At 65.0% G+C, this 24,255-nt stretch carries 28 protein-coding genes; 26 read left to right on the forward strand and 2 right to left on the reverse strand.

What is annotated here, in order from left to right:
• The first annotated feature begins 2 nt into the window (after positions 1 to 2).
• From J8I34_RS23720 to J8I34_RS23730, 3 genes are read left to right on the forward strand one after another with little or no spacing between them, the layout of a single operon-like run.
• Positions 3 to 662 carry an HAD-IA family hydrolase gene (locus J8I34_RS23720; protein ID WP_029046294.1) on the forward strand — a complete coding sequence of 220 codons (660 nt, stop codon included), beginning with the start codon at positions 3 to 5 and terminating at the stop codon, positions 660 to 662.
• Positions 655 to 1,053, forward strand: coding sequence for a Rieske (2Fe-2S) protein (locus J8I34_RS23725; protein WP_209807133.1), 399 nt, complete (start codon positions 655 to 657; stop codon positions 1,051 to 1,053). The genes J8I34_RS23720 and J8I34_RS23725 overlap by 8 nt, the downstream gene beginning before the upstream one ends.
• Before the next feature lie 55 nt (positions 1,054 to 1,108).
• Entirely contained in the window at positions 1,109 to 2,284 is a 1,176-nt protein-coding gene (locus J8I34_RS23730) for a S49 family peptidase (RefSeq protein ID WP_209807134.1), read from the forward strand.
• Positions 2,285 to 2,360: 76 nt separating this feature from the next.
• Here the strand turns inward: J8I34_RS23730 and J8I34_RS23735 are convergent, their stop codons facing one another.
• Together J8I34_RS23735 and J8I34_RS23740 are read right to left on the reverse strand one after the other, a co-directional pair.
• Complete coding sequence (locus tag J8I34_RS23735; protein WP_029046297.1) at positions 2,361 to 3,092, reverse strand: SAM-dependent methyltransferase; 732 nt, start codon at positions 3,090 to 3,092, stop codon at positions 2,361 to 2,363.
• A 16-nt stretch (positions 3,093 to 3,108) separates the two neighbouring features.
• Positions 3,109 to 3,708 carry a Maf-like protein gene (locus J8I34_RS23740; RefSeq protein ID WP_209807135.1) on the reverse strand — a complete coding sequence of 200 codons (600 nt, stop codon included), beginning with the start codon at positions 3,706 to 3,708 and terminating at the stop codon, positions 3,109 to 3,111.
• A gap of 195 nt (positions 3,709 to 3,903) precedes the next feature.
• Between J8I34_RS23740 and J8I34_RS23745 the strand changes: the two genes are divergently transcribed.
• The 23 genes from J8I34_RS23745 (at position 3,904) to nagZ (ending at position 24,085) form a co-directional block, all read left to right on the forward strand.
• On the forward strand, positions 3,904 to 4,494 hold the full coding sequence (locus J8I34_RS23745) for a YceD family protein (RefSeq protein ID WP_209807136.1): 591 nt from the start codon (positions 3,904 to 3,906) through the stop codon (positions 4,492 to 4,494).
• A 117-nt stretch (positions 4,495 to 4,611) separates the two neighbouring features.
• A complete protein-coding gene (gene rpmF, locus J8I34_RS23750) occupies positions 4,612 to 4,791 on the forward strand; it encodes a 50S ribosomal protein L32 (protein ID WP_029046300.1) in 180 nt (59 codons plus the stop codon).
• A gap of 165 nt (positions 4,792 to 4,956) precedes the next feature.
• The gene (gene plsX, locus J8I34_RS23755) at positions 4,957 to 6,039 is read left to right on the forward strand and encodes a phosphate acyltransferase PlsX (protein WP_029046301.1); all 1,083 of its coding nucleotides are present in this window, start codon (positions 4,957 to 4,959) and stop codon (positions 6,037 to 6,039) included.
• A gap of 52 nt (positions 6,040 to 6,091) precedes the next feature.
• Positions 6,092 to 7,072 (forward strand): beta-ketoacyl-ACP synthase III, encoded by a 981-nt coding sequence (locus J8I34_RS23760; protein ID WP_209775929.1) that lies wholly within the window; start codon positions 6,092 to 6,094, stop codon positions 7,070 to 7,072.
• 78 nt (positions 7,073 to 7,150) lie between these two features.
• Entirely contained in the window at positions 7,151 to 8,080 is a 930-nt protein-coding gene (gene fabD, locus J8I34_RS23765; protein ID WP_209807137.1) for an ACP S-malonyltransferase, read from the forward strand.
• Between the two features lie 33 nt (positions 8,081 to 8,113).
• Positions 8,114 to 8,863 (forward strand): 3-oxoacyl-ACP reductase FabG, encoded by a 750-nt coding sequence (gene fabG / locus J8I34_RS23770; protein WP_209807138.1) that lies wholly within the window; start codon positions 8,114 to 8,116, stop codon positions 8,861 to 8,863.
• Positions 8,864 to 9,043: 180 nt separating this feature from the next.
• Complete coding sequence (gene acpP, locus J8I34_RS23775; protein ID WP_008644813.1) at positions 9,044 to 9,283, forward strand: acyl carrier protein; 240 nt, start codon at positions 9,044 to 9,046, stop codon at positions 9,281 to 9,283.
• A gap of 190 nt (positions 9,284 to 9,473) precedes the next feature.
• A complete protein-coding gene (gene fabF / locus J8I34_RS23780) occupies positions 9,474 to 10,706 on the forward strand; it encodes a beta-ketoacyl-ACP synthase II (RefSeq protein WP_029046305.1) in 1,233 nt (410 codons plus the stop codon).
• A gap of 52 nt (positions 10,707 to 10,758) precedes the next feature.
• On the forward strand, positions 10,759 to 11,232 hold the full coding sequence (locus tag J8I34_RS23785; RefSeq protein ID WP_245176092.1) for a hypothetical protein: 474 nt from the start codon (positions 10,759 to 10,761) through the stop codon (positions 11,230 to 11,232).
• 111 nt (positions 11,233 to 11,343) lie between these two features.
• Positions 11,344 to 11,943, forward strand: coding sequence for an RNA polymerase sigma factor RpoE (gene rpoE, locus J8I34_RS23790; RefSeq protein WP_012353313.1), 600 nt, complete (start codon positions 11,344 to 11,346; stop codon positions 11,941 to 11,943).
• 131 nt (positions 11,944 to 12,074) lie between these two features.
• Entirely contained in the window at positions 12,075 to 12,698 is a 624-nt protein-coding gene (locus J8I34_RS23795) for a sigma-E factor negative regulatory protein (RefSeq protein ID WP_209807139.1), read from the forward strand.
• 8 nt (positions 12,699 to 12,706) lie between these two features.
• Complete coding sequence (locus J8I34_RS23800; RefSeq protein ID WP_209775952.1) at positions 12,707 to 13,786, forward strand: MucB/RseB C-terminal domain-containing protein; 1,080 nt, start codon at positions 12,707 to 12,709, stop codon at positions 13,784 to 13,786.
• A 130-nt stretch (positions 13,787 to 13,916) separates the two neighbouring features.
• A complete protein-coding gene (locus tag J8I34_RS23805) occupies positions 13,917 to 15,407 on the forward strand; it encodes a DegQ family serine endoprotease (RefSeq protein ID WP_209775926.1) in 1,491 nt (496 codons plus the stop codon).
• A 16-nt stretch (positions 15,408 to 15,423) separates the two neighbouring features.
• Entirely contained in the window at positions 15,424 to 15,708 is a 285-nt protein-coding gene (locus J8I34_RS23810) for a glutaredoxin family protein (RefSeq protein ID WP_029046311.1), read from the forward strand.
• Between the two features lie 212 nt (positions 15,709 to 15,920).
• Complete coding sequence (gene lepA / locus J8I34_RS23815; protein WP_209775925.1) at positions 15,921 to 17,714, forward strand: translation elongation factor 4; 1,794 nt, start codon at positions 15,921 to 15,923, stop codon at positions 17,712 to 17,714.
• An 87-nt stretch (positions 17,715 to 17,801) separates the two neighbouring features.
• Positions 17,802 to 18,701 (forward strand): signal peptidase I, encoded by a 900-nt coding sequence (lepB, locus tag J8I34_RS23820; protein ID WP_029046313.1) that lies wholly within the window; start codon positions 17,802 to 17,804, stop codon positions 18,699 to 18,701.
• Positions 18,702 to 18,750: 49 nt separating this feature from the next.
• Positions 18,751 to 19,164: a DUF4845 domain-containing protein gene (locus tag J8I34_RS23825; protein WP_029046314.1), complete on the forward strand. Its 414-nt coding sequence runs from the start codon at positions 18,751 to 18,753 to the stop codon at positions 19,162 to 19,164.
• A gap of 1 nt (position 19,165) precedes the next feature.
• On the forward strand, positions 19,166 to 19,936 hold the full coding sequence (gene rnc / locus J8I34_RS23830) for a ribonuclease III (RefSeq protein WP_029046315.1): 771 nt from the start codon (positions 19,166 to 19,168) through the stop codon (positions 19,934 to 19,936).
• Positions 19,933 to 20,868 (forward strand): GTPase Era, encoded by a 936-nt coding sequence (gene era / locus J8I34_RS23835; RefSeq protein WP_029046316.1) that lies wholly within the window; start codon positions 19,933 to 19,935, stop codon positions 20,866 to 20,868. The genes rnc and era overlap by 4 nt, the downstream gene beginning before the upstream one ends.
• A gap of 29 nt (positions 20,869 to 20,897) precedes the next feature.
• Positions 20,898 to 21,785: a DNA repair protein RecO gene (gene recO, locus J8I34_RS23840; protein WP_209775924.1), complete on the forward strand. Its 888-nt coding sequence runs from the start codon at positions 20,898 to 20,900 to the stop codon at positions 21,783 to 21,785.
• 34 nt (positions 21,786 to 21,819) lie between these two features.
• Positions 21,820 to 22,602: a pyridoxine 5'-phosphate synthase gene (pdxJ, locus tag J8I34_RS23845; protein ID WP_029046318.1), complete on the forward strand. Its 783-nt coding sequence runs from the start codon at positions 21,820 to 21,822 to the stop codon at positions 22,600 to 22,602.
• Complete coding sequence (gene acpS / locus J8I34_RS23850) at positions 22,599 to 23,021, forward strand: holo-ACP synthase (RefSeq protein WP_029046319.1); 423 nt, start codon at positions 22,599 to 22,601, stop codon at positions 23,019 to 23,021. Before pdxJ ends, acpS begins: the two co-directional genes overlap by 4 nt.
• 14 nt (positions 23,022 to 23,035) lie before the next feature.
• The gene (gene nagZ / locus J8I34_RS23855) at positions 23,036 to 24,085 is read left to right on the forward strand and encodes a beta-N-acetylhexosaminidase (RefSeq protein WP_029046320.1); all 1,050 of its coding nucleotides are present in this window, start codon (positions 23,036 to 23,038) and stop codon (positions 24,083 to 24,085) included.
• Positions 24,086 to 24,255: the final 170 nt, after the last annotated feature.

The following is a 24,255-nucleotide window of genomic DNA, read 5'->3' on the forward strand; positions in this document are numbered from 1 at the left end:
CCATGGCCAGGCAACAATTTGACCTGATCGTTTTCGACTGGGACGGGACGCTGATGGACTCGACCCCGACCATCGCCAAGTGCATCCAGCTCGCCAGCCGCGACCTGGGCCTGCCCGTGCCGGACGACAGCGCGGCCAGCCATGTGATCGGGCTTGGGCTGAAGGATGCATTGTCGTACGCAGTGCCGACGCTGGACCCGGTCGACTATCCGCGCCTGGCTGAGCGCTACCGCTACCATTTCCTGACCCGCGACGCCGACCTGGTGCTGTTCGACGGCGTGCGCGAGATGCTGGAAACGCTACGCGGCGAACACTATTTCCTCGGCGTTGCCACCGGCAAGACCCGTGTCGGCCTGCAGCGCGCGCTGGCCGCCAGCGGCCTGACGCGGCTCTTCGACGCTACCCGCTGTGCCGACGAAACCTTTTCCAAGCCGCATCCGGCCATGCTGCAGGAACTGACCCGCGAGCTGGGGCAGGACATGGCGCGCACCGTCATGGTGGGCGACACCACCCATGACCTGCAGATGGCGGTCAATGCCGGCGCTGCGGGCATTGGTGTATGCTATGGCGCACATCCAGGCGACTCGCTGCGGGCGATGGCGCCGGTACATTGCGCCACGTCGATCGCCGACCTGACCGACTGGTTGCTGGTCCATGCCTGAGAACGCGGCCGGCCAGGGCGCGGTGCGGCTGTGCGCCGCGGCAGACCTGGAAGAGGGCGGCCTTGGGGTGCGCTTCTCTGTGGTGCTGGACAGCCGCGAGATCGGCGCCTTCGTGGTGCGCTTCGACGGTGCTGCGCATGCCTACCTGAACCAGTGCGCGCATGTACCGATGGAGCTCGACTGGCAGGAGGGGCGGTTCTTCGACAGCTCGGGCCTATACTTGATGTGCGCCACACATGGCGCGATTTATGCGCCGGATAGCGGCGAGTGCGTCGGCGGTCCCTGCCGCGGCGCGGCGCTGGCCAAACTGCGCATCGAAGAGCGCGATGGCCAGGTCTTCTGGTTCCCTGAAGGTCCGTACCGGGCCGCCGCGCAAGCGAACGGCACCTGAATGACGGGCGGCCTGGCCGCCCGTTCTGTTTTCAAGCTTTCCACGAGCGAGTTGCATGACAGAAGAACAGAAGCCGCCAATTGGTCAACCGGAAGCATCGGGCGAATCGCGTGAACCTGGGCAGGACGATACAAAACAACCCGAGTCCGAACGCCTCGTCACCGCGAAGCAAGCCGACTATCCGCTGGAAAACGAACTGCGCGCAGGCGACGCTGCGGCCCAGCGCGAGCAGCGCGAACGCAAGGCCCGCATGGCTGGGGGTGCCGGAGCGGCCGGCAACGGTCCGGTGGGCGCCGCGGGCTGGGAGCGTGATGTCCTGGAAAAGGTGCTGACGGCATCACTGCGCGAGCAGCGCGCCGCACGCCGCTGGCGCATCTTCTTCCGTTTCGTCGGACTGGGCCTGCTGGCGCTGATCTTCGTCGCGCTGTTCGATTTCAAGGGCGACGGCATCAACACGTCCGGCCGCCATACCGCGATGGTCACGCTGGAGGGCGAGATCGCTGCCGGTACGCCGGCCGGCGCCGAGTCGATCAATGCCTCGCTGCAGGCGGCATTTGCCGACGCCAACGCCGCCGGCGTGATCCTCAAGATCAACTCCCCGGGCGGCTCGCCGGTGCAGGCCGGCATCATCAACGACGAGATCCAGCGGTTGCGCGGGCTCTATCCGTCCAAGCCGTTCTATGTTGTGATCGAGGAAATCTGTGCCTCGGGTGGCTATTACGTCGCCGCGGCGGCCGACAAGATCTATGTCGACAAGGCCAGCATCGTCGGCTCGATCGGCGTGCTGATGGACGGCTTCGGCTTTACCGGCCTGATGGACAAGCTCGGCGTGGAGCGCCGGCTGTACACCTCGGGCGCGAACAAGGGCATGCTCGACCCGTTCTCGCCGCAGGTGCCGAGGCAGAAGGCCTACGCCGAGGCGATGCTCAAGGAAATCCACGAGCAGTTCATCGACGTGGTGAAGGAAGGCCGGGGCGACCGGCTCAAGGACGATCCGGACCTGTTCTCCGGGCTGTTCTGGTCGGGCGAGCGCAGCATCGAACTGGGCCTGGCCGACGCGCTGGGAACCTCTGATTCCGTCGCGCGCGACGTACTCAAGGCCGAGGATATCGTCGACTACACGGTCAAGGAAAACATCGCCGAGCGCGTGGCCAAGCGCTTCGGCGCTGCGGTCGGCACAGCGGCAATGAAGACCATGCTGTGGAGCACGCGCCTGCAGGGCTTGCACTGAAGCAGGTGGCGCGCTTCGGCGCTTCGGCAGATGAAAACGGGGCGCGCTTGCGCCCCTTTCTATACGGCTGGCGTGTTCAGGCTGCCAGCAGCGAAAAGATCGCCGGCCGCTTTTGCAGCGCGATCTTGTCCGGGCGCCACGCCGACAGCGGCAGCGTGACGATGGTTTCGGTCGGCAGCGTCAGGTCCACCGCCACCGACAGCAGCGTGGTGCCGGCGCAATGCTGGCGCATTGCTTCTAGCAGCGCCAGGTTGCGGTACGGCGTTTCGATAAACACCTGCGTCTGGCTGGCCTTGCGCGAACGCTGCTCCAGTTCGCGCAGCCGCTGCGCACGGTCGCCGGCATCGACCGGCAGGTAGCCGTTGAACGCAAAGCTCTGGCCATTCAGGCCCGAGCCCATCACCGCCAGCAGGATCGAGCTGGGCCCCACCAGCGGCCGCACCCGGATGCCGCGCGCATGCGCCAGCCGTACCAGCTCGGCGCCGGGATCCGCCACCGCCGGCACGCCGGCTTCGGACAGCAGGCCGCCGTCGCGGCCGGCCTGGATCGGCGCGAGCAGTTCGGCCAGCGCGTCGGCGCGGGTGTTGACGTTCAGCTCGCGGATCTCGATCTGCTGGATCGGGCGCGCCAGCGGCGTGCTTTCGCCCAGCTTCTTCAGGAAGGCGCGGGCGGTCTTGGCGTTCTCGGCGACCAGGTAGTCGAGCCCGGCTGCGATCTGCTGCACGCCGGCGGGAATGACTTCCGCCAGCGGATCGGCTTCGTCGCGCTTGCCGAGGGTATTGGGAATCAGGAAAAGATTGCCGCTCATGGTTGAGTCCGGTGGGTCATGCTGCGAGCAGCGGGTAGCCGGCCCGGCGCAGCATGCCGGTCAGCGCGATCAGGGGCAGGCCGATCAGGGCCGTGGGGTCGTCGGACTCGACGCGCTCGAGCAGCATGATGCCGAGCCCTTCGGACTTGGCGCTACCCGCCACGTCGTAGGGACGTTCCAGTTGCAGGTAGGCTTCGATCTCGGCATCGCTCAGATCGCGCATGGTCACGCGGGTCTGCACGTCGGCCAGTTGCACGGTGCCGCTGCGCCCGTCCAGCAGGCACAGCGCCGAGTGGAAGGCAGCGGTGCGCCCGCGCATGCGGCGCAGCTGCGCGACGGCTTTGTCGTGCGTGCCGGGTTTGCCCATCTGCGCCCCGTCCAGTGTCAGCACCTGGTCCGAGCCGATCACCAGCGCACCCGGATGGCGCGTGGCAATCGCCTCGGCCTTGCGCTGCGACAGGCGCAGGGCGGTAGCCTCCGGCGCTTCGCCTGCGAGCGGGGTTTCGTCGATGTCCGGGGTGGCCACTTCGAAGGGGATGCGCAGCCGCTCGAGCAACTCGCGGCGGTAGGGCGAGCCGGAGCCGAGGATCAGCCTGGGGCGGGGGTCTTGATGCATAAGTGATTGAAGCGTAACAGGAATGAGGTAAGGTTTGCCTGGCAAGGCCTTTGACCTCAAGAAGGTTTACGTCGTATAATCGCGCGTTTTGCCGCATCCGCACCTGGGCGCTGTGCCGCCAATGTGCGCGGCCGCTGTCAGCGCAGGCGTGGAATGTGGCGAGCCAGTCAACGCAATACGACCGGAGCCACGCACATGACCCAGCAAATTGACCTGCGCGCGCTCGATCTCTTCGCGTTCTGCCGTAAGGGCGAAAGCCTGAGCGGCGACGTGGCGGTGCGGGATTTGCCGCGCATCTTAGCCGAGACCGCCGCGCAAGCGCCAGCCTCGGCACCTGAAGAGACGTTTGCCTACACGGCCACCGGCTTCGTGCGCGAAGAGGCGGCCGAGCCGGGCGCCCCGGTGGCGCGGCGGTTGTTCTTCGATGTGACCGTCAAGGGCCGGATGTGGCTGGATTGCCAGCGCTGCCTGACGCCTTATGCCGAGCCGATCGATACGGCCACGCGCTTCGAGGTGGTGGAGAGCGAGGAAGCAGCCGATGCCGCGCCGATGGACGACGACGAAGTCGACGTGATCGCCGGCTCCAAGCGCTTTTCGCTGCTGGAACTGATTGAAGATGAAGTGCTGCTGGCGATGCCGGTGGCCCCCAAGCATGACGCCTGCCCGTCGGTGCACGAAAGCCTCGTGACCGGCACGGACGGCGAGGCACAGCCCGAGGCTGAGCCAGAGGAAGGAAAGCGGCCGTCGCCCTTTGCGGCGCTGGCCGGCCTGAAGAACAAGCACTGAGGCCAACCTGGCCGATGGCGCGTTATGCAGGTGGTAGTTGAAGCATCCGGCCGGGCCCCGGCTACGCCTTGGGCGGGATGCGTGTGTTAATATTGAAAAATTCTCGAAGGAGTCATCATGGCTGTTCAACAGAACAAGAAGTCGCCGTCCAAGCGCGGCATGCATCGTTCGCACGACCACCTGACGGTCGCCCCGCTGGCCGTCGAGCCGACCACCGGCGAAACCCACCTGCGCCACCACGTCAGCCCGAACGGCTACTACCGTGGCCGCAAGGTCATCAAGACCAAGAACGACTGATAGCATATCGTGGCGTGACATTGCGTCTCGCTCGCGCATGCCTGTAAGTCGGACACAAGACGGTCAGACACAAAAAAGCGGCAAGATCGTTGCCGCTTTTTTGTTGGGCGCTCGGGATAACCGCCGGGCGTGGTGTGCGCTGCCGCGCTATCCGTACCAGGAACAATGACGATCAAAATCGCTATCGACTGCATGGGCGGCGACCACGGCGTGTCCGTGACTGTGCCCGCGGCGATCAGTTTTCTATCCCGCCACGACGATGCCGAAATGGTGCTGGTGGGCCTGCCGGACGCCATTCGGGCGCAGCTGAAAAAGCTGCATGCGCTGGATCATCCGCGTGTAAGCATTGTCGAGGCCACCGAGGTCATCACCATGGATGACCCGGTCGAGGTGGCGCTGCGCAAGAAGAAGGATTCTTCGATGCGCGTGGCCGTCACCCAGGTCAAGGAAGGCCAGGCCGGCGCCTGCATCTCCGCCGGTAATACCGGCGCGCTGATGGCGGTGTCGCGCTATGTGCTGAAAACGCTCGAAGGCATCGAGCGGCCGGCCATTGCCACCACCATCCCGAACCAGGAAGGCTGGGGCACCACCGTGCTGGACCTCGGCGCCAACGCCGACTGCGAGCCCGAACACCTGCTGCAGTTCGCCCGCATGGCCGAGGCCATGGTGGCCGTGGTGGACCACAAGGACCGCCCGTCCGTCGGCCTGCTGAATATCGGCGAGGAAGTCATCAAGGGCAACGAGGTGGTCAAGCGCGCTGGCGAGCTGCTGCGCGCTTCCGAGCTCAATTTCTACGGCAACGTGGAAGGCAACGACATCTTCAAGGGAACGACCGATATCGTCGTCTGCGACGGCTTTGTCGGCAATGTGGCGCTCAAGAGCACCGAGGGCCTCGCCAAGATGATCGGCGGCATGATCAAGGAAGAATTCACCCGCTCGTGGTTCACCAAGCTGCTCGCGGCGGTGGCCATGCCGGTGCTGTCGCGGCTCGCCAAGCGGCTTGATCCGGCGCGCTATAACGGTGCGTCGCTGCTGGGCCTGCGCGGCCTGGTGATCAAGAGCCACGGTTCGGCCGATGCCCATTCCTTTGAGTGGGCAATCAAACGCGGGTATGATGCCGCCAAGAATGGCGTGATTCCCCGTATCGCACGGGCTTTCGCCGATAAGTCCAGCGCCGCTGGCGTGGCGCAGACCGCCCCGGAGACAGACGCGCCTCCCAGCGCGCATCCCAGTACCCACGCCGCCTGAGCGCCTTGCGCGCCAGCCAGCGGGAACTGCGGTCCATACGATCCGACACTACATGACCAAGTACGCAAAAATCATCGGTACCGGGAGCTACCTGCCCCCGCGGCGCGTGACCAACCATGATCTGGCGGCGCAGCTTGCCGAAAAGGGCATCGAAACCAGCGACGAGTGGATCGTCTCGCGTAGCGGCATCTCGGCGCGCCACTGGGCCGAGCCCGACGTGACCAGCAGCGACCTGGCGGTCAAGGCCGCCGAGCAGGCCATCGAGGCCGCCGGCATCGACCGGCAGAGCATCGATATGATCATCGTTGCTACCTCGACACCGGACTTCGTCTTCCCCAGCACCGCCTGCATGGTGCAGGAGAAGCTGGGCATCACTAACCACTGCGCGGCATTCGACCTGCAGGCGGTGTGCTCGGGCTTTGTCTTTGCGCTGGCCACGGCCGACAAGTTCATCCGCAGTGGCTCACACCGCAACGTGCTGGTGATCGGCACCGAAGTGTTCTCGCGCATCCTGGATTTCAACGACCGTACCACCTGCGTGCTGTTCGGCGACGGTGCCGGCGCAGTGGTTCTGACCGCTTCGGAAGAGCCTGGCATCCTGTCGAGCGCCATGCACTCGGACGGCAGCCACGTCGACATCCTGTGCGTGCCGGGCAATGTCTCGGGCGGCAATATCACCGGCAATGCCTTCCTGCAGATGGATGGCCAGGCTGTGTTCAAGCTTGCCGTGAACGTTCTCGACAAGGTCGCGCGCGAAGCCATGGAACAGGCGGCCGTGCAGCCAGAGCAAATCGACTGGCTGATCCCGCACCAGGCCAATATCCGCATCATGCAGGGCACGGCCAGGAAGCTTGGCCTGTCCGCCGAACGCATGGTCGCCACCGTGCACGAGCACGGCAATACCTCGGCCGCGTCGATCCCGCTGGCGCTCGACGTCGCCGTGCGCGACGGCCGCATCCGCCCGGGCCAGACCGTGCTGATGGAAGGCGTCGGCGGCGGCTTCACCTGGGGCGCGGTGCTGCTGCGCATGTAATTCGCAGCCGGTGCCCGGTGCGCGCCAACGCCGCGTGCCGCCGCGCCGGCTTCCCGTTTCATAAAGGGTTTCAATCCGATGAAATTCGCTTTCGTATTTCCCGGCCAGGGTTCGCAGTCGGTCGGCATGCTCAATGCCTTCGCGGATAACGCCGTCGTGCGCGCCACCGTGGAAGAAGCCTCCACCGCGCTTGGCCAGGATCTCGGTCGCCTGATCGCCGAAGGCCCCGCCGAAGAACTGAACCTGACCACCAATACCCAGCCGGTAATGCTGACCGCCGCAGTGGCGGTCTACCGCGCGTGGCTGGACGCCGGCGGCCCGGCTCCGGCACTGGTGGCGGGACACAGCCTGGGCGAGTACTCGGCCCTGGTGGCTGCAGGCGTGATCCCGTTTGCCGATGCGGTGCCGCTGGTGCGTTTCCGTGCACAGGCCATGCAGGAAGCCGTGCCGGTGGGCGAGGGCGGCATGGCTGCAATCCTGGGCCTGTCCGATGACGACGTCCGTGCCGCATGCGCCGAGGCGACTGCCTCCGGCGTGGTCGAAGCCGTCAACTTCAACGCCCCGTCGCAGGTCGTGATCGCCGGCCACAAGGGCGCGGTCGAGAAGGCATGCGAGATCGCCAAGGCCAAGGGTGCCAAGCGTGCGCTGCCGTTGCCGGTGTCGGCTCCGTTCCACTCGTCGCTGCTCAAGCCCGCCTCGGACCGCCTGCGCGAGCGGATGGCCGGGCTGGCGTTCGCCGCGCCATCGATCCCGCTGGTGAACAACGTTGACGTTGCGATCGTCAATGATCCGGAAGCGATCAAGGACGCGCTGGTGCGCCAGGCCGCAGCGCCGGTGCGCTGGGTCGAATGCGTGCAGAAGATGGCTGCCGAAGGCGTCACGCATGTGATCGAATGCGGCCCGGGCAAGGTGCTTGCCGGCATGACCAAGCGCATCGACGGCAACCTGACCGGCGGGGCAATCTTCGACCCGGCCTCGCTGCAGGACACACTGGCGCTGCTGAAATAAGCCAGGATAAAAGAGCACGAAAGGACACTCTGCATGACCAAACTTCTCGACAAGCAGGTTGCGCTGGTCACCGGCGCCTCGCGCGGCATCGGCCGTGCCATTGCGCTGGAACTTGCCCGCCAGGGCGCCACGGTGATCGGCACCGCCACCAGCGAGTCCGGTGCTGCCGGCATCACGGAATACCTCGGTGTCGAAGGCCTCAACGGCAAGGGCGCGGTGCTGAACGTCAATGATGCGGCCGCTTGCGATGCCCTGATCGACGAGATCGTGAAGACCCATGGCGGCATCGGCGTGCTGGTCAACAACGCCGGCATCACCCAGGACCAGCTGGCGATGCGCATGAAGGACGAGGACTGGGTCGCGGTCATCCAGACCAACCTGACCTCGGTCTTCCGCCTGTCGCGCGCGGTGCTGCGCCCGATGATGAAGGCCCGCCAGGGCCGTATCATCAATATCACTTCGGTGGTCGGCTCGGTCGGCAACCCCGGCCAGATGAACTACTCGGCCGCCAAGGCCGGCGTGGCCGGGATGACCCGCTCGCTGGCCGCCGAGATCGGCAGCCGCAACGTGACCGTCAACTGCGTCGCGCCGGGTTTCATTGATACCGACATGACCAAGGCGCTGTCCGAAGAGCAGCATGCTTCGCTCAAGCGGCAGATCCCGCTGGGCCGACTGGGCCAGCCCGAGGATATCGCCAATGCGGTGGCCTTCCTGGCCGGTCCGCAAGCAGCCTATATCACCGGCACCACGCTGCATGTAAACGGCGGGATGTACATGAATTAATCGGTTTTGGGGTGGCGATTTCCGGCAAGAAGCCGGAAGAAGCCGCCTGAAGCCGTAGTGAAGTCGTAGTTTTCCGAACCAAACGGGCGCGATTCTTGCAAAGCTTGGCGGGCGGCATTTCTGTCGTCCCAAACCTGCTAAAATGCGCCCACTTTTTGTCGAACTTCCCTGGAGGGTTACATGGACAATATCGAACAACGCGTCAAGAAAATCGTGGCAGAACAGCTTGGCGTGGCCGAGGCAGACATCAAGAACGAATCCTCGTTCGTGAACGACCTCGGTGCGGACTCGCTGGACACGGTTGAACTCGTGATGGCGTTGGAAGATGAATTCGGCATGGAAATTCCCGATGAGGAAGCCGAAAAGATCACGACCGTGCAACAGGCTATCGACTACGCCACCGCGCACGTCAAGGCCTAAGCCCGTCGTATCTGAATTCCGAGCCACAGAAGGCAGGTGGGCGGGCCGTCGCGGCCTTGCCTTGCTGTTTTCTGTGGCTTTCGTCTGTTCGAAGACGCAGAATGGAATGCGCCTGTACGCCGCGCCCGTGGCGCGGCGGCAGGCTGATCCGTCGTTCCGTCGCCTCTTCACGCACCCGTAGGAAAACATAGTGAGCCGTCGTCGCGTCGTCGTCACTGGGCTTGGCCTTGTGTCTCCGGTCGGAAACACGGTTGCCGAAGGCTGGGCCAACCTGGTAGCCGGCAAGTCCGGCATCGCCACCATCACCAAATTCGATCACTCCGCGCTTTCCGTGCACTTCGCCGGTGAAGTGAAGGGCTTCAATGCCGAGGACTACATCCCGGCCAAGGAAGCCCGCAATATGGATACGTTTATCCATTACGGCATCGCCGCGGGTACGCAGGCCCTGAGGGACAGCGGCCTGGAAGTGACCGAAGCCAATGCCGAGCGTATCGGCGTACTGGTCGGCTCGGGCATCGGCGGCTTGCCGATGATCGAAGAGACCAAAGCGGTGCTGACCGAGCGCGGTCCGCGCCGTATTTCGCCGTTCTTCGTGCCGGGTTCGATCATCAACATGATCGCCGGCCACCTGTCGATCATCCACGGCATCAAGGGCCCGAACCTCGCTGCCGTGACCGCGTGCACGACCGGCCTGCACAGCATCGGCCTGGCCGCTCGCCTGATCCAGGCCGGCGACGCCGATGCCATGTTGGCAGGCGGGGCCGAGTCGACGGTGTCGCCGCTGGGTATCGGCGGCTTTGCCGCGGCCCGCGCGCTGTCGACCCGCAACGACGACCCGGCCGCGGCCTCGCGCCCGTGGGACAAGGACCGCGACGGCTTCGTGCTGGGCGAGGGCGCCGGCGTGATGATGCTGGAAGAGTACGAGTCGGCCAAGGCGCGCGGCGCGCGCATCTATGCCGAGCTGATCGGCTTTGGCATGAGCGGCGATGCGTTCCACATGACCGCCCCGAACATGGACGGCCCGCGCCGCTGCATGGTCAACGCGCTGAAGGACGCAGGCATCAATGCGGACCAGGTCCATTACCTGAACGCGCATGGCACCTCGACGCCGCTCGGAGACAAGAACGAATCCGATGCCATCAAGGCAGCGTTCGGCGACCAGGCCTACAAGATGGTGGTGAACTCGACCAAGTCGATGACTGGCCACCTGCTGGGCGGCGCCGGCGGCGTGGAGTCGGTCTTCACCGTACTGGCTGTGCACAACCAGGTGTCGCCGCCGACGATCAACATCGACAACCAGGATCCGGAGTGCGACCTGGACTACGTGGCCAACACGGCGCGCGAGATGAAGATCGACGTTGCGGTAAAGAACAACTTCGGTTTCGGCGGTACCAACGGCACGCTTGTCTTCCGCCGCGTCTGATCCGTGGTTGAGGCGGGCCCTGCACGGGCTGCGCCAGGACAGGGCCCACCCGTTGCGGTGGGCCCTGTTGGTGTTCTGCGCCGGTGAAGCGATTGCGATGGGGCTGCTCGCGTCCGCGTTAGCCGACACCGTTGCCACGAACCCTGCCGGCATGCTGTGGTGGCACGGCGCGCTGGCGCTGCTGCCCGTTGTCGCCTGCGTGGCGGTTGCCCGCAAATGGCGCCAATGGATGCGTGCGCTGTGCTGGCACTGCACGGCGCTGCTGCCGGCGCCCGACGGCAAAGGGCCGCTGCGGGTCCGTATTGAAGTACCCGGTGCCGGCCGCCACGAGGTCGTGGTGAGCGGCTTCTGGCAGGCGGGCAGCGTCGCTGTCTTGCGCCTTGGCTCCCGTGCGCCCGGTCTGCCGGGCGTAGTCTTCCTTCCCTGGCAAGCCGTGTCGCCGGATCTCTCGCGGCGGTTGCGGTGCGCTGCCAGAGTTGCACTGCAGGTGCAACCGGAAACGACCGCAAGGGAACGAATTTGTTAATTCACGGTCACAGCGTGCGCGTTGCTCGACGGGGCGAGCGAAGAATCGTAGGTAAAATACAACGTTTGTCGTGACGACCAAACCAAGAGATACACTGCAGGTGAGCCATACGTGAGCGAACGCGAAGCCGATCAGCTCCTAGTTGAACGCGTCCAGCAGGGCGACAAGCGGGCCTTTGAACTTCTGGTGACCAAATACCATCGGAAGATCATTCGCCTGATTTCGCGCCTGGTCAGGGACCCCGCCGAAGTCGAGGATGTGGCGCAGGATGCCTTTATCAAGGCATATCGCGCCTTGCCCCAGTTTCGCGGGGAGTCGGCCTTCTACACGTGGCTGTACCGGATCGCCGTCAACACGGCCAAGAACTACCTTGCTACCCAGGGCCGCCGCCCGGAAGCGTCGAGCGACATCGATGCGGAAGAGGCTGAAACTTTTGCGGACGGTGAGCAACTAAGGGATATCAATACGCCGGAGTCGATGCTCCACACGCGCCAGGTTGCCGAGACGGTGAACCGCGCGATGGAAGCACTGCCGGAGGAATTGCGGACCGCCATCACCCTGCGCGAGATCGAGGGCCTCAGCTATGAGGAAATCGCGGAGGCGATGGGATGTCCGATCGGCACGGTGCGCTCGCGGATCTTCCGCGCGCGCGAGGCGATTGCCGAAAGATTGCGTCCGCTGCTGGGAACGGCAGAGGGCAAGCGGTGGTAGTGGTTCCGGTGGTAGTAGTTCGGTAGCAAAGAACGATGTCGTGCGGCCAGCGTTGCAGCCTATTCCTGCATCGATAAGCGACAGCAGTAGACGGGATTATCGGTGTTCAATGGAAGTTCTTGGGGTGGGAAATGGGTCAGGCTCATAAGCAGTCGGTTCATGTAGTGGAAGCAGCGGAGCAGATCTCCGTTCTGATGGATGGCGAACTGGCGCCGCATGAAGTCAAGGCCGTGCTCGATCTCGCAAAAAGCGACGACGGCATGGCCGACTGGAGCACATACCAGTTGATCGGCGATGCGCTGCGCTCGGAAGACCTGACGCACGCAGGCTCCACCGCCGATTTCCTTACTCGCTTCTCCGCCCGCCTGGAGGCCGAGCCGCACGTGCTGGTGCCGGCCGTGGCGCAAGCCAGTGCACGCCACCGCCTGCTGGTCAGGCCATCGTGGGTGCGCCGCGCCTTGCCTGGTACCGCGATCGCTGCCGCAGTGGCGGCGGTCAGCTGGGTGGTCGTGCCGCAGATGCGCGGACCCGCTGGCCTGGCCGCGCCCGAAGCCGTGGTGGCGCGCGCGGAACCGTCCGCAGCCGCGCCGGCTGCCGGCATTGTCACCGTGGCCGAAACCCAGATGATCCGCGATCCGCGCCTGGACGAATATCTGCGTGCCCATCGCACCTCGGTGGCAACGGATGCGTTCGTGCCGACCATGCGCACGGTTGCCAACGGCGCCAGCTTCTCTCAGGAAAATACGCAGGAATAATGCCGGACATGCCTAAAGGACGGTCGTCCGCCTATGTAGCGGGCGCACAGAGAATTGGGGCCCTGCGTAGGTCCCTTTTTCTGGCCTTATGTCTGACTGCTGCAGCGGCAACCGCGCAGCCCTCGGACAGTACGCTGAACCGACGCGACGCCACGGCCTGGCTCAACAAGATCCACAAAGCCGCGCAACGCGAAAACTATGTCGGCACGCTGATTTACCAGCGCGGCAGCGTCATGCATGCGTCGCGCATCCAGCATTACAGCGATCTGGTCAACAACGAGTACGAGCGCCTGGAAACGCTGGACGGCAAGCCGCGCGAGGTGCTGCGCCAGAATGACGTGGTGCACAGCCTGATCCCGGAAGCCAAGCTGGTGGTGGTGGAGAAGCAGGAAGCCAAGGACCGCTTCCCGGCGCTGCTTGCCACCAACAAGAACGATGTGCTCGAGCTCTACGACATGCGCAGGATGCCCGCGGAGCGGGTGGCCGGCATGGATTGCGAGGTGTTCGCGCTGGAGCCTCACGATGCCGCGCGCTATGCGGTGCGCCTGTGGGCCGAGAAGAATTCCGGCCTGCTGATGCGTGCGCAGACCGTTGGCGACGGCGGCAAGGTGCTTGAGCAGGTGGCATTCTCGCAAGTCCAGATCGGGGTGCCGTCGGAAAAACAGCGCATCCTTGCTGCCATCAAGAGTGCCAGCAACTGGAATCACTACGAGGTGAATTACCAGGCGACCAACATCGCCGACGAAGGCTGGACGATCGCCGTGCCGCTGAAGGGTTTCCAGAAAATCCGCGAGGTACGACGCCCGCTGGGTGAGCTGCGGGCCTCGGGGCCCGGCAACAGTCGTGGCCAGGTCTTCGAAGTTCTGCAGGTGGTCTACAGTGACGGACTGACCGGCCTCTCGGTCTTCATCGAGCCGGTTTCCGAGCAGCGAGTGCGCCGCGAGGGCGTAGCCGCACTCGGCGCGACACAAGTCGTGGTGCGCCGGATAGCCGATTACTGGATCACCGTGGTCGGCGAGGTGCCGGCGAGCACCGTACGCCAGTTTGCGACGGCCGTAGAGTACCGGCAGCCCAAGGCGGTACACTGAGCCTGACGCGGGTGCAGCCGGCGCCTCGGAATGCCCCATTCCAGGGGCCGGCCCATGAAACCTGCGCGAGGGGTCCCAGCCACGGGATCGTATCGGTTTTTCTTCTTTCGCTGAATCCCGGGAGTTGTCGATGACTTTCAGATCTCCAGCCCTGGCGCGTGCCGTGGTCATGGCTGCCATGTTGGTGCTCGGCCCGACCGTGGCCCAAGTCAGCCACGCCCAGGCCGCCGCCGCCAACTACAACCTGCCTGATTTCACCGACCTGGTGGAAAAGGCCAGCCCCGCAGTCGTCAATATCCGCACCACGGAGCGCGTGCGCCAACGCGGCGGCGCTCCTGGCGACGATGAAATGGCCGAGTTCTTCCGGCGCTTCTTTGGCGTGCCCATGCCGGGCGCGCCGGCCCCAGGCACGCCGCCGCGCCGCAACCAGCCGCAGCCGCCGCAGCAGGAAGAACAGAGCCGGGGCGTAGGCTCGGGCTTCATCATCAGCGCCGATGGTTATGTGATGACCAACGCGCATGTGGTGGCGGACGCCGAGACCATCTACGTTACGCTGCCGGACAAGCGCGAGTTCAAGGCCAAGCTGATCGGGTCGGACAAGCGTACCGACGTGGCGCTGCTGAAGGTTGATGCCACCAACCTGCCACGCCTGCCGCTGGGAGATTCGGAGAAAGTCCGCGCCGGCGAGTGGGTGCTCGCCATCGGCTCGCCGTTCGGGCTGGATAACAGCGTGACCGCCGGCATCGTCTCGGCCAAGGGGCGCGATACCGGCGACTACGTGCCATTCATCCAGACGGATGTGGCGGTCAACCCCGGCAACTCGGGCGGTCCGCTGATCAACCTGCGCGGCGAAGTGATCGGTATCAATTCGCAAATCTACAGCCGCAGCGGCGGCTACATGGGCATTTCCTTCGCGATCCCGATCGACGAGGCGATGCGCGTGTCCGAGCAGCTCAAGACCGCCGGCCGCGTGACCCGCGGCCGCATCGCGGTGGCGATCGGCGATGTCACCAAGGAAGTGGCCGATTCGCTGGGGCTGGGCCGTGCGCGTGGCGCACTGGTCGGCAGCGTCGAACCGGGCGGCCCCGCCGAGAAGGCCGGAGTCGAGGCCGGCGATATCATCCTGAAGTTCAACGGCCGCGATATCGAGCGCGCTTCGGACCTGCCGCGCATGGTCGGCGATACCAAGCCGGGCGCGCGCGTGCCGCTGCAGTTGTGGCGCAAGGGCGCGACCCGCGAGGTGACCATTACCGTTGCCGAGCTGGAGCCGGACGGCAAGGCGCGCGCCAGCCGCAGCGCGGCGCCCAAGGAAGACAGCGCACAGGCCAGCAAGCCTAACGCGCTGGGGCTGGTAGTCAACGACCTGCCCGACGCGCGCCTGAAGGAGCTCAAGCTCAAGTCGGGCGTCGAGGTAGAGCTGGCCGACGGCCCTGCGCTGCGCGCCGGCATCCGTCCAGGCGACATTATCCTGCGCCTGGGCGACACCGACGTGACCAATGCCCGCCAGTTCAACGAGCTGGTGCGCGGCCTGGACAAGAGCCGGATCGCCGCGGTGTTCGTGCGCCGCGGCGACGCCACCCAGGTGCTGACGCTGCGCCCGGGTGCCACCGTCAGCCGTTGATCCGCTCCCCGACGGCATGCCCGCGCTGACACTTTACGGCCGGGCATACTGCCATCTGTGCGACGACATGAAGGTCGCGCTGGAATCCCTCCGGCGCGATTTTTCTTTCGTGCTGCATGAGGTGGATGTCGACAGCGACGCCGGCCTGGAAGACCGCTTCGGCGAGCTGGTCCCGGTATTGATGCCAGGGCCGCCGGAGGCGCTCGACAGCGGTGCCGCGCGGCTTTGTCACTATTTCCTCGATGGCGGCGCGGTGCGGGAGTGGCTTGCAGCACACGGCGGCGCCCGCGCCAGCCGCTGAATGCGCCTGGCACGCGCATGGCGTGGCCATTTCACGACCCGGAAGCCTTTGAAAATCCGGTAAAATCGCGGATTGGCGCAAAAATTGCACCCCTGACCTTTGCGGCACGCCCGCGCACGCCCTGCCGGCGCGCGGCGCCGGGCCATTTTCGAACTGCGACGAACCGTTTGTTGCCGCCCGGGCCCTGTTGCCGGCGCTCCCCTGAACACTAGATGGACCATATCCGTAATTTCTCGATCATTGCCCATATCGACCATGGGAAGTCCACCCTGGCCGACCGGATCATTCAGCTCTGTGGAGGGCTGTCGGATCGGGAGATGGAAGCGCAGGTCCTCGACTCGATGGATATCGAGAAAGAGCGCGGTATCACCATCAAGGCGCAGACCGCCGCGCTGACCTACAAGGCGCGCGACGGCGAGGTCTACAACCTGAACCTGATCGACACTCCGGGACACGTCGACTTCAGCTATGAAGTCAGCCGCTCGTTGTCCGCCTGCGAAGGCGCGCTGCTGGTGGTCGACGCCTCGCAGGGCGTTGAGGCGCAGACCGTGGCCAACTGCTACACCGCGATCGAGCTGGGCGTGGAAGTCGTGCCGGTGCTGAACAAGATCGACCTGCCGCAGGCCGACCCCGAGAACGCGATCCAGGAGATCGAGGACGTCATCGGCATCGATGCGCAGGACGCCACGCCGTGCTCGGCCAAGACCGGCCAGGGCGTGCAGGACGTGATCGAGGCCCTGATCGCCAAGGTGCCGCCGCCCAAGGGCCACGCGGACGCACCGCTGCAGGCGCTGATCATCGATTCGTGGTTCGACAACTACGTCGGCGTGGTGATGCTGGTGCGCGTGGTCAACGGCACGCTGCGCACCAAGGACAAGGTGCTGCTGATGGCCACCGGCGCGCAGCACCTGGTCGAGCAGGTGGGCGTGTTCACGCCCAAGTCGATCCAGCGCGATTCGCTGACCGCGGGCCAGGTAGGCTTTGTCATCGCCGGCATCAAGGAACTGAAGGCCGCCAAGGTGGGCGACACCATCACCACCGTGCAGCGCAAGGCCGAGGCGCCGCTGCCCGGCTTCAAGGAAGTCAAGCCGCAGGTGTTCGCCGGCCTGTATCCCGTCGAGGCCAACCAGTACGAAGCGCTGCGTGAATCGCTGGAAAAGCTGCGCCTGAACGACGCCTCGCTGATGTTCGAGCCGGAAGTGTCGCAGGCGCTGGGCTTCGGCTTCCGTTGCGGCTTCCTGGGCCTGCTGCACATGGAAATCGTGCAGGAGCGCCTGGAGCGCGAGTTCGACATGGACCTGATCACCACCGCGCCGACGGTGGTGTACCAGGTCGAGATGCGCGACGGCACCATGATCACGGTGGAAAATCCGGCGAAAATGCCGGATCCGAGCAAAATCGAAGCGATCCTGGAGCCGATCGTTACCGTCAACCTGTATATGCCGCAGGAGTATGTCGGCTCGGTGATCACGCTGTGCACGCAGAAGCGCGGCACGCAGATCAACATGAGCTACCACGGCAAGCAGGTGCAGCTGACCTACGAGATCCCGATGGCGGAAATCGTGATGGACTTCTTTGACCGCCTGAAGTCGGTGTCGCGCGGCTATGCGTCGATGGATTACGAGTTCAAGGAATATCGCCCGTCGGATGTGGTCAAGGTCGATATCCTGATCAACAGCGACAAGGTCGATGCGCTGTCGGTGATCGTCCACCGCTCCAACTCGCAATACCGGGGCCGCGAAGTTGCCGCCAAGATGCGCGAGATCATCCCGCGCCAGATGTACGACGTGGCGATCCAGGCGGCGATCGGCTCGAATATCATTGCGCGCGAGAACGTCAAGGCACTGCGCAAGAACGTGCTGGCCAAGTGCTACGGCGGCGATATCAGCCGCAAGAAGAAGCTGCTGGAAAAGCAGAAGGCCGGCAAGAAGCGCATGAAGCAGGTCGGTACGGTCGAGATCCCGCAAGAGGCCTTCCTGGCCATCCTGCAGGTGGACGACAAGTAAGGCCCGGCAGCAGATGCCACGCGCGGCGGTTCGCCGCGCGGGTAACAAAACAGGCTGTACCAGGATTTCCAAGAACCAGAAGCCGTCATGAATTTTGCACTGATCCTTTTTGTGCTGGTGGTGATTACGGGTGTTGCGTGGGTCGCGGACAAGCTCGTGTTCGAGCGGCAGCGCCGCGCCTCGGCGCGGCTGGCGCTGGCTGAATTCGATTCCCGCCAGGCGGCGCTGCAAGGTGGCTTTGGCGCGACCGATGCCGACGCCACGCGCAAGCGCCTGGCCGAAGAGAAGCTGCGCCAGCCGTGGTGGCTGGAATACTCGGCAAGCTTCTTCCCGGTGATCCTGGCGGTGTTCGTCCTGCGCTCGTTCGTGGTCGAGCCGTTCAAGATCCCGTCGGGCTCGATGATCCCGACGCTGCTGATCGGCGACTTCATCCTGGTCAACAAGTATGAATACGGCATCCGGCTGCCGGTGGTGAACAAGAAGATCATGGACATGCGCGAGCCCCAGCGCGGCGACGTGATGGTGTTCCGCTACCCGAAGGACCAGTCGCTCGATTACATCAAACGAGTTATCGGCGTGCCGGGCGACACGGTGCAGTATTTCAACAAGCGGTTGACCATCAACGGCAAGCCGGCCGAATACACGGTGCTGCCGGACTTCCTGGATGAAGAGCGCCTGGCATATTCCAAGCATTTCCGCGAAAAGCTGCCCGGCAGCGTCGATCATGGCATCCTTAATGATGCCGACCGGCCGGCGTTCGTGGCGGGCGCGGACCCGGATTTCCCTTACCGGGAAAACTGCACTTACAATCAGCAGGGTGTGACGTGCAAGGTACCTGCAGGTCACTATTTCGTGATGGGCGACAACCGGGACAACAGCCTCGACTCCCGTTACTGGGGATTCGTGCCGGATGAGAATATCGTCGGCAAGGCCTTTGTCATCTGGATGAACCTGGGCAATTTCGGACGCGTGGGCTCGTTCAAGTAAGTCAAGCCGCGCGGCGCAAGAACACTCAACACAAAAGAGGGCAAGCGCAATGGGTCAGACCGGGAAGGGTAAGGGGAAAGAACAAGGCCGGGAGTACTTGCAGGCCTGGCCACGGCGCCACGGGCAGGGCGGATTTTCCGTCTGGACGCTGCTGGTGATCGTGGTCTTCGTGATCGGCGTGGCCTTGCCGGCCGTGCGCTCGATACCGAGCCTGGTGGAGTATTTTTCGGTGAAGCGCGCCGCCAGCTATGCGAAGCAGCGTGCAGTCAACAAACGTGAAGTCGTCGAGTATTTCGACAAACAGGCAGTCATCGACCAGATTGCCGCAGTCAAGGGCGAAGACCTGCTGGTCCGCGAGGACGATAACGGCAACATCCGCTCGGTCGATTTTTCGTACCGGACCGAAGTGCCCGTCTACGGACCCCTGAGTCTTCTGATCACCTATTCGGGAACGCAGCACTGATATGAACCTCGACGCCTTGCAGCAACGACTCGGCTACCGATTCAGCAAGCCAGAATTGCTGCAGCAGGCGCTGACGCACCGCAGCCACAGCGCCCAGCACAACGAACGCCTCGAGTTTTTGGGCGATTCGGTGCTCAACTGCGCCGTGGCGGACATGCTCTATGGCATGTTCGGCAAGCTTGACGAAGGCGACCTGTCGCGCGTGCGCGCCAACCTGGTCAAGCAGCAGGCCCTTTATGAGATCGCCCAGATGCTGCAGCTGTCCGACACGCTGCGCCTGGGCGAGGGCGAACTGAAGAGCGGCGGCTTCCGCCGTCCGTCGATTCTCGCCGACGCGCTCGAAGCCATCGTTGGCGCGGTCTTCCTCGATACCGGCTTCGAGGCCGCGCGCGCGCTGATCCGCAAGCTCTATATCCCGATTCTGGAGCAGGTGGATCCGCGCACGCTGGGCAAGGACGCCAAGACCCTGCTGCAGGAATACCTGCAGGGCCACAAGATTGCCCTGCCGCAATATAACGTAATCGCCACTCACGGGGCCGCGCACAGCCAGCAGTTTGAAGTCGAGTGCACGGTGCCTAAACTGGAAGTCCGGGTGTTCGGCACCGGTGCCTCGCGGCGCGCCGCCGAGCAGGCCGCCGCCAAGCTGGCGCTGGACGAAGTCCAGAAGCTGGTGCCGCAGCTGCTCAAGCGCAGCCGCGCCGAGCGCACCGGCAAGACCCGCAAGCAACCCCAGCCGCAGGATCCGCAGCTGTCTCTCAGGTTGAAGGAATGACCGAATCTACCCATCCGCAGCAAGACGCGGCGGATACCCCGGCCGCGGCGTTCCGCTGCGGCACCGTGGCCATCGTCGGCCGCCCCAACGTCGGCAAGTCCACGCTGATGAACGCGCTGGTCGGCCAGAAGATCAGCATCACTTCGCGCAAGGCGCAGACCACGCGGCACCGCATCGTCGGCATCCAGACCACGGATGACGCGCAGTATGTGTTCGTCGACACGCCCGGATTCCAGACCCGCCACGCCAGCGCGCTCAACCGATCGCTGAACCGCGCGGTCACGTCGACACTGTCGTCGGTGGACCTGATCCTGTTCGTGGTCGAGGCCGGCTATTACGGCGCCGACGACGAGAAGGTGCTGTCGCTGCTGCCGAAGAACACGCCGGTGCTGCTGGTGACCAACAAGCTCGACCGCATCGGCGAGAACCGTTCGGAAGTGATGATGCCCTTCCTGGAAAAGATGGGGCAGCTGTTCCCGTTCCGCGAAGTGGTGCCGATGTCGGCCAAGACCCGCGACCATATCGCGCGGCTGTTCGATATCATCCGGCCCTACCTGCCGGAAGGCGAGCCGATGTATGACGCCGATGCGATGACCGACCGCAGCGAGCGCTTCCTGGCCTCAGAGATCATCCGCGAAAAGGTGTTCCGCTGGACCGGCGACGAGCTGCCATACACCAGCACCGTCGTCATCGACAAGTTCGAGACCGAGGGGCGCCTGCGCCGTGTCTTTGCCACCATCCTGGTCGAGCGCGACGCGCACAAGGCCATGATCATCGGCAACAAGGGCAGCAAGCTCAAGCAGATCTCCACCGAGGCGCGCCTCGATATGGAAAAGCTGTTCGACGGCAAGGTCTACCTCGAAATGTGGATCAAGGTGAAGAGCGGCTGGGCCGACAACGAAGCCGGACTGCGGGCCTACGGCTACGAGTGACCGCACTGCAAGCGAAAGGCGGGCGAACATTGAGCAAGACGGCTGACATCGCACGCGCGCCGGCGCCCCGCGCCCGCCGCGCCGATCCGGTGGTGGACGAGGCGGCCGAACTGCTCGACAGCAAGGCACTGCCCGGCATGGCCGATGCGGCGGCACGCGCCATGATGGACCGCGCCATGCGTATCGTGCCGGCACGGCCCGAGTCGCGCGTCGCCGACCAGCCGGGCTTTGTACTGCATGCCTGGCCGTATCGCGAGACCAGCCTGATCCTCGATGTCTTCACGCGCGACCATGGCCGCATCTCGATGGTGGCCAAGGGCGCCAAGCGCCCGCATTCGGCGCTGCGCGCGGTGCTGCAGCATTTCCATCCGGTGTCGGTCTCATGGAGCGGCCGCGGCGAGGTCAAGACGCTGACCAAGGCCGAATGGGTAGGCGGCATGCCGCCGCTGGCCGGCGATGCACTGTTGTCCGCGTTCTATCTCAACGAACTGCTGATGCGCTTCTGCCCGCGCGAAGATGCGTATCCCGCGCTGTTCCGCCACTACCTGGCCACGCTCACGCGGCTGGCGCACGGCGAGCCCGCCGGGCTGGTGCTGCGCAGCTTCGAGCGCGTGCTGCTGCAGGACACCGGCTTCGCGGTGGGCTTCGACCAGTGCCTGAGCACCGGCGAACGCGTGCAACCGGGGCTCGACTACGTCTACCAGCCCGAGCGCGGCGTGCGCCGCGCCCAGCCGAGCGACCCGTCGTCGTGGCCGGTGGTGTCGGGCCAGACGCTGCTCGACATGGCGCAGGACGATTACAGCCGCGCGCAGACCGCGGCGCAAAGCCGGGCGCTGATGCGCTTCCTGCTGCATTATTATCTGCAAGGCGAACCGCTGAAAACGCGCCAGATACTGATCGATCTGCAGTATCTGTGACCGAACCATTCCAATCCGAATCTCTCCTGCTCGCATGATCTTCCACGCAAATCCGGGCGTCATCGACCTTGGCGTCAACATCGACCACGTTGCCACGCTGCGCAACGCGCGCGGCACCGTGTATCCCGACCCCATCCAGGCCGCGCTGCAGGCCGAGGAAGCCGGCGCGGACCTGATCACGCTGCACCTGCGCGAAGACCGCCGCCATATCCGCGACGCCGACGTGCGCGCGCTGCGCCCGCAGCTGGCCACGCGCATGAACCTGGAGTGCGCGATTACGCAGGAGATGCTCGACATTGCTTGCGAGATCCGCCCGCAGGACGTGTGCCTGGTGCCCGAGCGCCGCGAGGAAGTGACTACCGAGGGCGGCCTCGACGTGGCAGGGCGCTTCGAGCAGGTCAAGGCGGCCTGCGCGCAGCTGGCCGGCGCCGGCATCCGCGTGTCGCTGTTCATCGATGCGGATCCCGACCAGATCGCCGCCGCGGCCGCGTGCGGCGCGCCGGTGATCGAGCTGCATACCGGTGCCTATGCCGATGCGCATACGCCCGACGAGCAGGCGGTGGAATTCCGCCGCATCGCTGATGGTGTCGACGCGGGGTTGAAGCACGGGCTGGTGGTCAATGCCGGCCACGGCCTGCACTACACCAATGTCCAGCCCATCGCGGCGCTGCCTGGCATCAAGGAACTGAACATTGGCCATGCCATCGTCGCGCATGCGGTGTTCGTCGGCTGGCAGAACGCGGTGCGCGAGATGAAGGCCATCATGGTGGCCGCGCGCCTGGGCACGCGTTATCCCGTCGCAGGCGCGCCGGCGTGATCTACGGCGTCGGTACCGACATCATCCAGATCGCCCGCGTGCAGGGCGTGATGGAACGCACCCACGGCCGCTTCGCGGAAAAGGTGCTCGGACCCAGCGAGCTGGCCAAGTACCACGCGCGCAAGGCGCGTTCCGAGAAGCGCGGGCTCGCCTTCCTGTCCACGCGCTTTGCCGCCAAGGAAGCCTTTTCCAAGGCCATCGGCCTCGGCATGCGCTGGCCGATGACGTGGCGCGCGATGGAGCTGATGAACCTGCCTTCGGGCGAGCCGTCGCCGGTATGCCATGGCGAACTGGCGGCATGGCTCGCGGAACGCGGCCTCACCGTGCGGGTCAGTGTCAGTGACGAACATGACTATGCAGTCGCCTTCGCCATTGCCGAGCGCAGCGGCGAGGCGGCTCCTCAAAACAAAGCCTTGTGAATCCAACCCCTTCCATGTCCAAGAAGAACTCCGGCAAGCGGCCGGGCCCGGTGGTCCTCGACGTTGTCGGCAAGCAGCTCGATACCGACGATGCGCGCCGCATCGCGCATCCGCTGACCGGCGGCGTGATCCTGTTCGCTCGCAACTTCGAATCGCGCGCGCAGCTGCAGGCGCTGACGCGCGCAATCCGCGCGGTGCGCGACGACGTGCTGATCTGCATCGACCATGAAGGCGGCCGCGTACAGCGCTGCAAGACCGATGGCTTTACCCATCTGCCGGCGATGCACCGGCTGGGCGAATTGTGGGACCGCGATGTACTGGCCGCGACGCGCGCCGCGGTGGCGTGCGGCTACGTGCTGGCGGCAGAGCTGCGCGCCTGCGACATCGATTTCAGCTTCACGCCGGTGCTGGACCTGGACTACGGCCGTAGTGCCGTGATCGGTGACCGCGCCTTCCATGCTGACCCGCGCGTGGTGACGATGCTGTCCGGCCACCTCAACCACGGCCTGCTGCTGGCCGGCATGAGCAACTGCGGCAAGCACTTCCCCGGCCACGGCTATGTCGAGGCGGACTCGCACGTGGCGATTCCGGTCGACGAGCGTACGCTGGACGAGATCCTCGAACAGGACGCGCGTCCGTACGAATGGCTGGGCCTGGGCCTGTCGTCGGTGATGCCGGCGCACGTGATCTATCCCAAGGTCGACCCCAATCCGGCCGGCTTCTCGCGCTACTGGCTGCAGGACGTGCTGCGCGCGCAGCTGGGCTTCGAAGGCGTGATCTTCAGCGACGACCTCAGCATGGAAGGCGCCAGCGTGGCCGGCAGCGTGACCGAGGCCGCGCGCGCCGCGCTGACGGCAGGCTGCGACATGGTGCTGATCTGCAACCACCCCGATCGCGCCGACCAGCTACTGAACGAACTCGACGTGGGTATCGGCAAGGCCTCGCAGCGCCGCGTCCGCAAGCTGTTCCCGCGCCGCAAGCCGCTGGACTGGAACAAGCTGCAGGGCGAAGGCGAATACCGCGCCGCGCTGCGCACGCTGCGCGAGTACGAGCTGATCGCCTGATCCGCGCGCGTAGAAAAACAGAAAAGGCAGCCGAGGCTGCCTTTTTCTATGCCGGTCCCGCTGTGCCAGCCGGGGCCTTGCGCACGCCTTAGTCCGAACTTTGAGCTGGCGGCGCGCATAATGCTTTGATTTCTCACGGTTATGTGCGCGCGAGCGAGTCGATTACTGGG

The organism is Cupriavidus phytohabitans (assembly GCF_017815025.1).
Classification (GTDB): Bacteria; Pseudomonadota; Gammaproteobacteria; order Burkholderiales; family Burkholderiaceae; genus Cupriavidus.

Excerpts from the sequence above, each read along its gene's own strand:
- J8I34_RS23825 (WP_029046314.1), top strand. The coding sequence starts at position 18,751 with ATGGGTCAGACCGGGAAGGGTAAGGGGAAAGAACAAGGCCGGGAGTAC.
- lepA (WP_209775925.1), top strand. The coding sequence starts at position 15,921 with ATGGACCATATCCGTAATTTCTCGATCATTGCCCATATCGACCATGGG.
- J8I34_RS23760 (WP_209775929.1), top strand. The coding sequence starts at position 6,092 with ATGACCAAGTACGCAAAAATCATCGGTACCGGGAGCTACCTGCCCCCG.
- fabG (WP_209807138.1), top strand. The coding sequence starts at position 8,114 with ATGACCAAACTTCTCGACAAGCAGGTTGCGCTGGTCACCGGCGCCTCG.
- J8I34_RS23725 (WP_209807133.1), top strand. The coding sequence starts at position 655 with ATGCCTGAGAACGCGGCCGGCCAGGGCGCGGTGCGGCTGTGCGCCGCG.
- rpmF (WP_029046300.1), top strand. The coding sequence starts at position 4,612 with ATGGCTGTTCAACAGAACAAGAAGTCGCCGTCCAAGCGCGGCATGCAT.
- plsX (WP_029046301.1), top strand. The coding sequence starts at position 4,957 with ATGACGATCAAAATCGCTATCGACTGCATGGGCGGCGACCACGGCGTG.
- J8I34_RS23735 (WP_029046297.1), bottom strand. The coding sequence starts at position 3,092 with ATGAGCGGCAATCTTTTCCTGATTCCCAATACCCTCGGCAAGCGCGAC.
- rnc (WP_029046315.1), top strand. The coding sequence starts at position 19,166 with ATGAACCTCGACGCCTTGCAGCAACGACTCGGCTACCGATTCAGCAAG.
- J8I34_RS23810 (WP_029046311.1), top strand. The coding sequence starts at position 15,424 with ATGCCCGCGCTGACACTTTACGGCCGGGCATACTGCCATCTGTGCGAC.
- J8I34_RS23805 (WP_209775926.1), top strand. The coding sequence starts at position 13,917 with ATGACTTTCAGATCTCCAGCCCTGGCGCGTGCCGTGGTCATGGCTGCC.
- J8I34_RS23745 (WP_209807136.1), top strand. The coding sequence starts at position 3,904 with ATGACCCAGCAAATTGACCTGCGCGCGCTCGATCTCTTCGCGTTCTGC.
- J8I34_RS23730 (WP_209807134.1), top strand. The coding sequence starts at position 1,109 with ATGACAGAAGAACAGAAGCCGCCAATTGGTCAACCGGAAGCATCGGGC.
- era (WP_029046316.1), top strand. The coding sequence starts at position 19,933 with ATGACCGAATCTACCCATCCGCAGCAAGACGCGGCGGATACCCCGGCC.
- J8I34_RS23740 (WP_209807135.1), bottom strand. The coding sequence starts at position 3,708 with ATGCATCAAGACCCCCGCCCCAGGCTGATCCTCGGCTCCGGCTCGCCC.
- lepB (WP_029046313.1), top strand. The coding sequence starts at position 17,802 with ATGAATTTTGCACTGATCCTTTTTGTGCTGGTGGTGATTACGGGTGTT.
- J8I34_RS23795 (WP_209807139.1), top strand. The coding sequence starts at position 12,075 with ATGGGTCAGGCTCATAAGCAGTCGGTTCATGTAGTGGAAGCAGCGGAG.
- J8I34_RS23720 (WP_029046294.1), top strand. The coding sequence starts at position 3 with ATGGCCAGGCAACAATTTGACCTGATCGTTTTCGACTGGGACGGGACG.
- acpP (WP_008644813.1), top strand. The coding sequence starts at position 9,044 with ATGGACAATATCGAACAACGCGTCAAGAAAATCGTGGCAGAACAGCTT.
- fabD (WP_209807137.1), top strand. The coding sequence starts at position 7,151 with ATGAAATTCGCTTTCGTATTTCCCGGCCAGGGTTCGCAGTCGGTCGGC.
- pdxJ (WP_029046318.1), top strand. The coding sequence starts at position 21,820 with ATGATCTTCCACGCAAATCCGGGCGTCATCGACCTTGGCGTCAACATC.
- J8I34_RS23800 (WP_209775952.1), top strand. The coding sequence starts at position 12,707 with ATGCCTAAAGGACGGTCGTCCGCCTATGTAGCGGGCGCACAGAGAATT.
- nagZ (WP_029046320.1), top strand. The coding sequence starts at position 23,036 with ATGTCCAAGAAGAACTCCGGCAAGCGGCCGGGCCCGGTGGTCCTCGAC.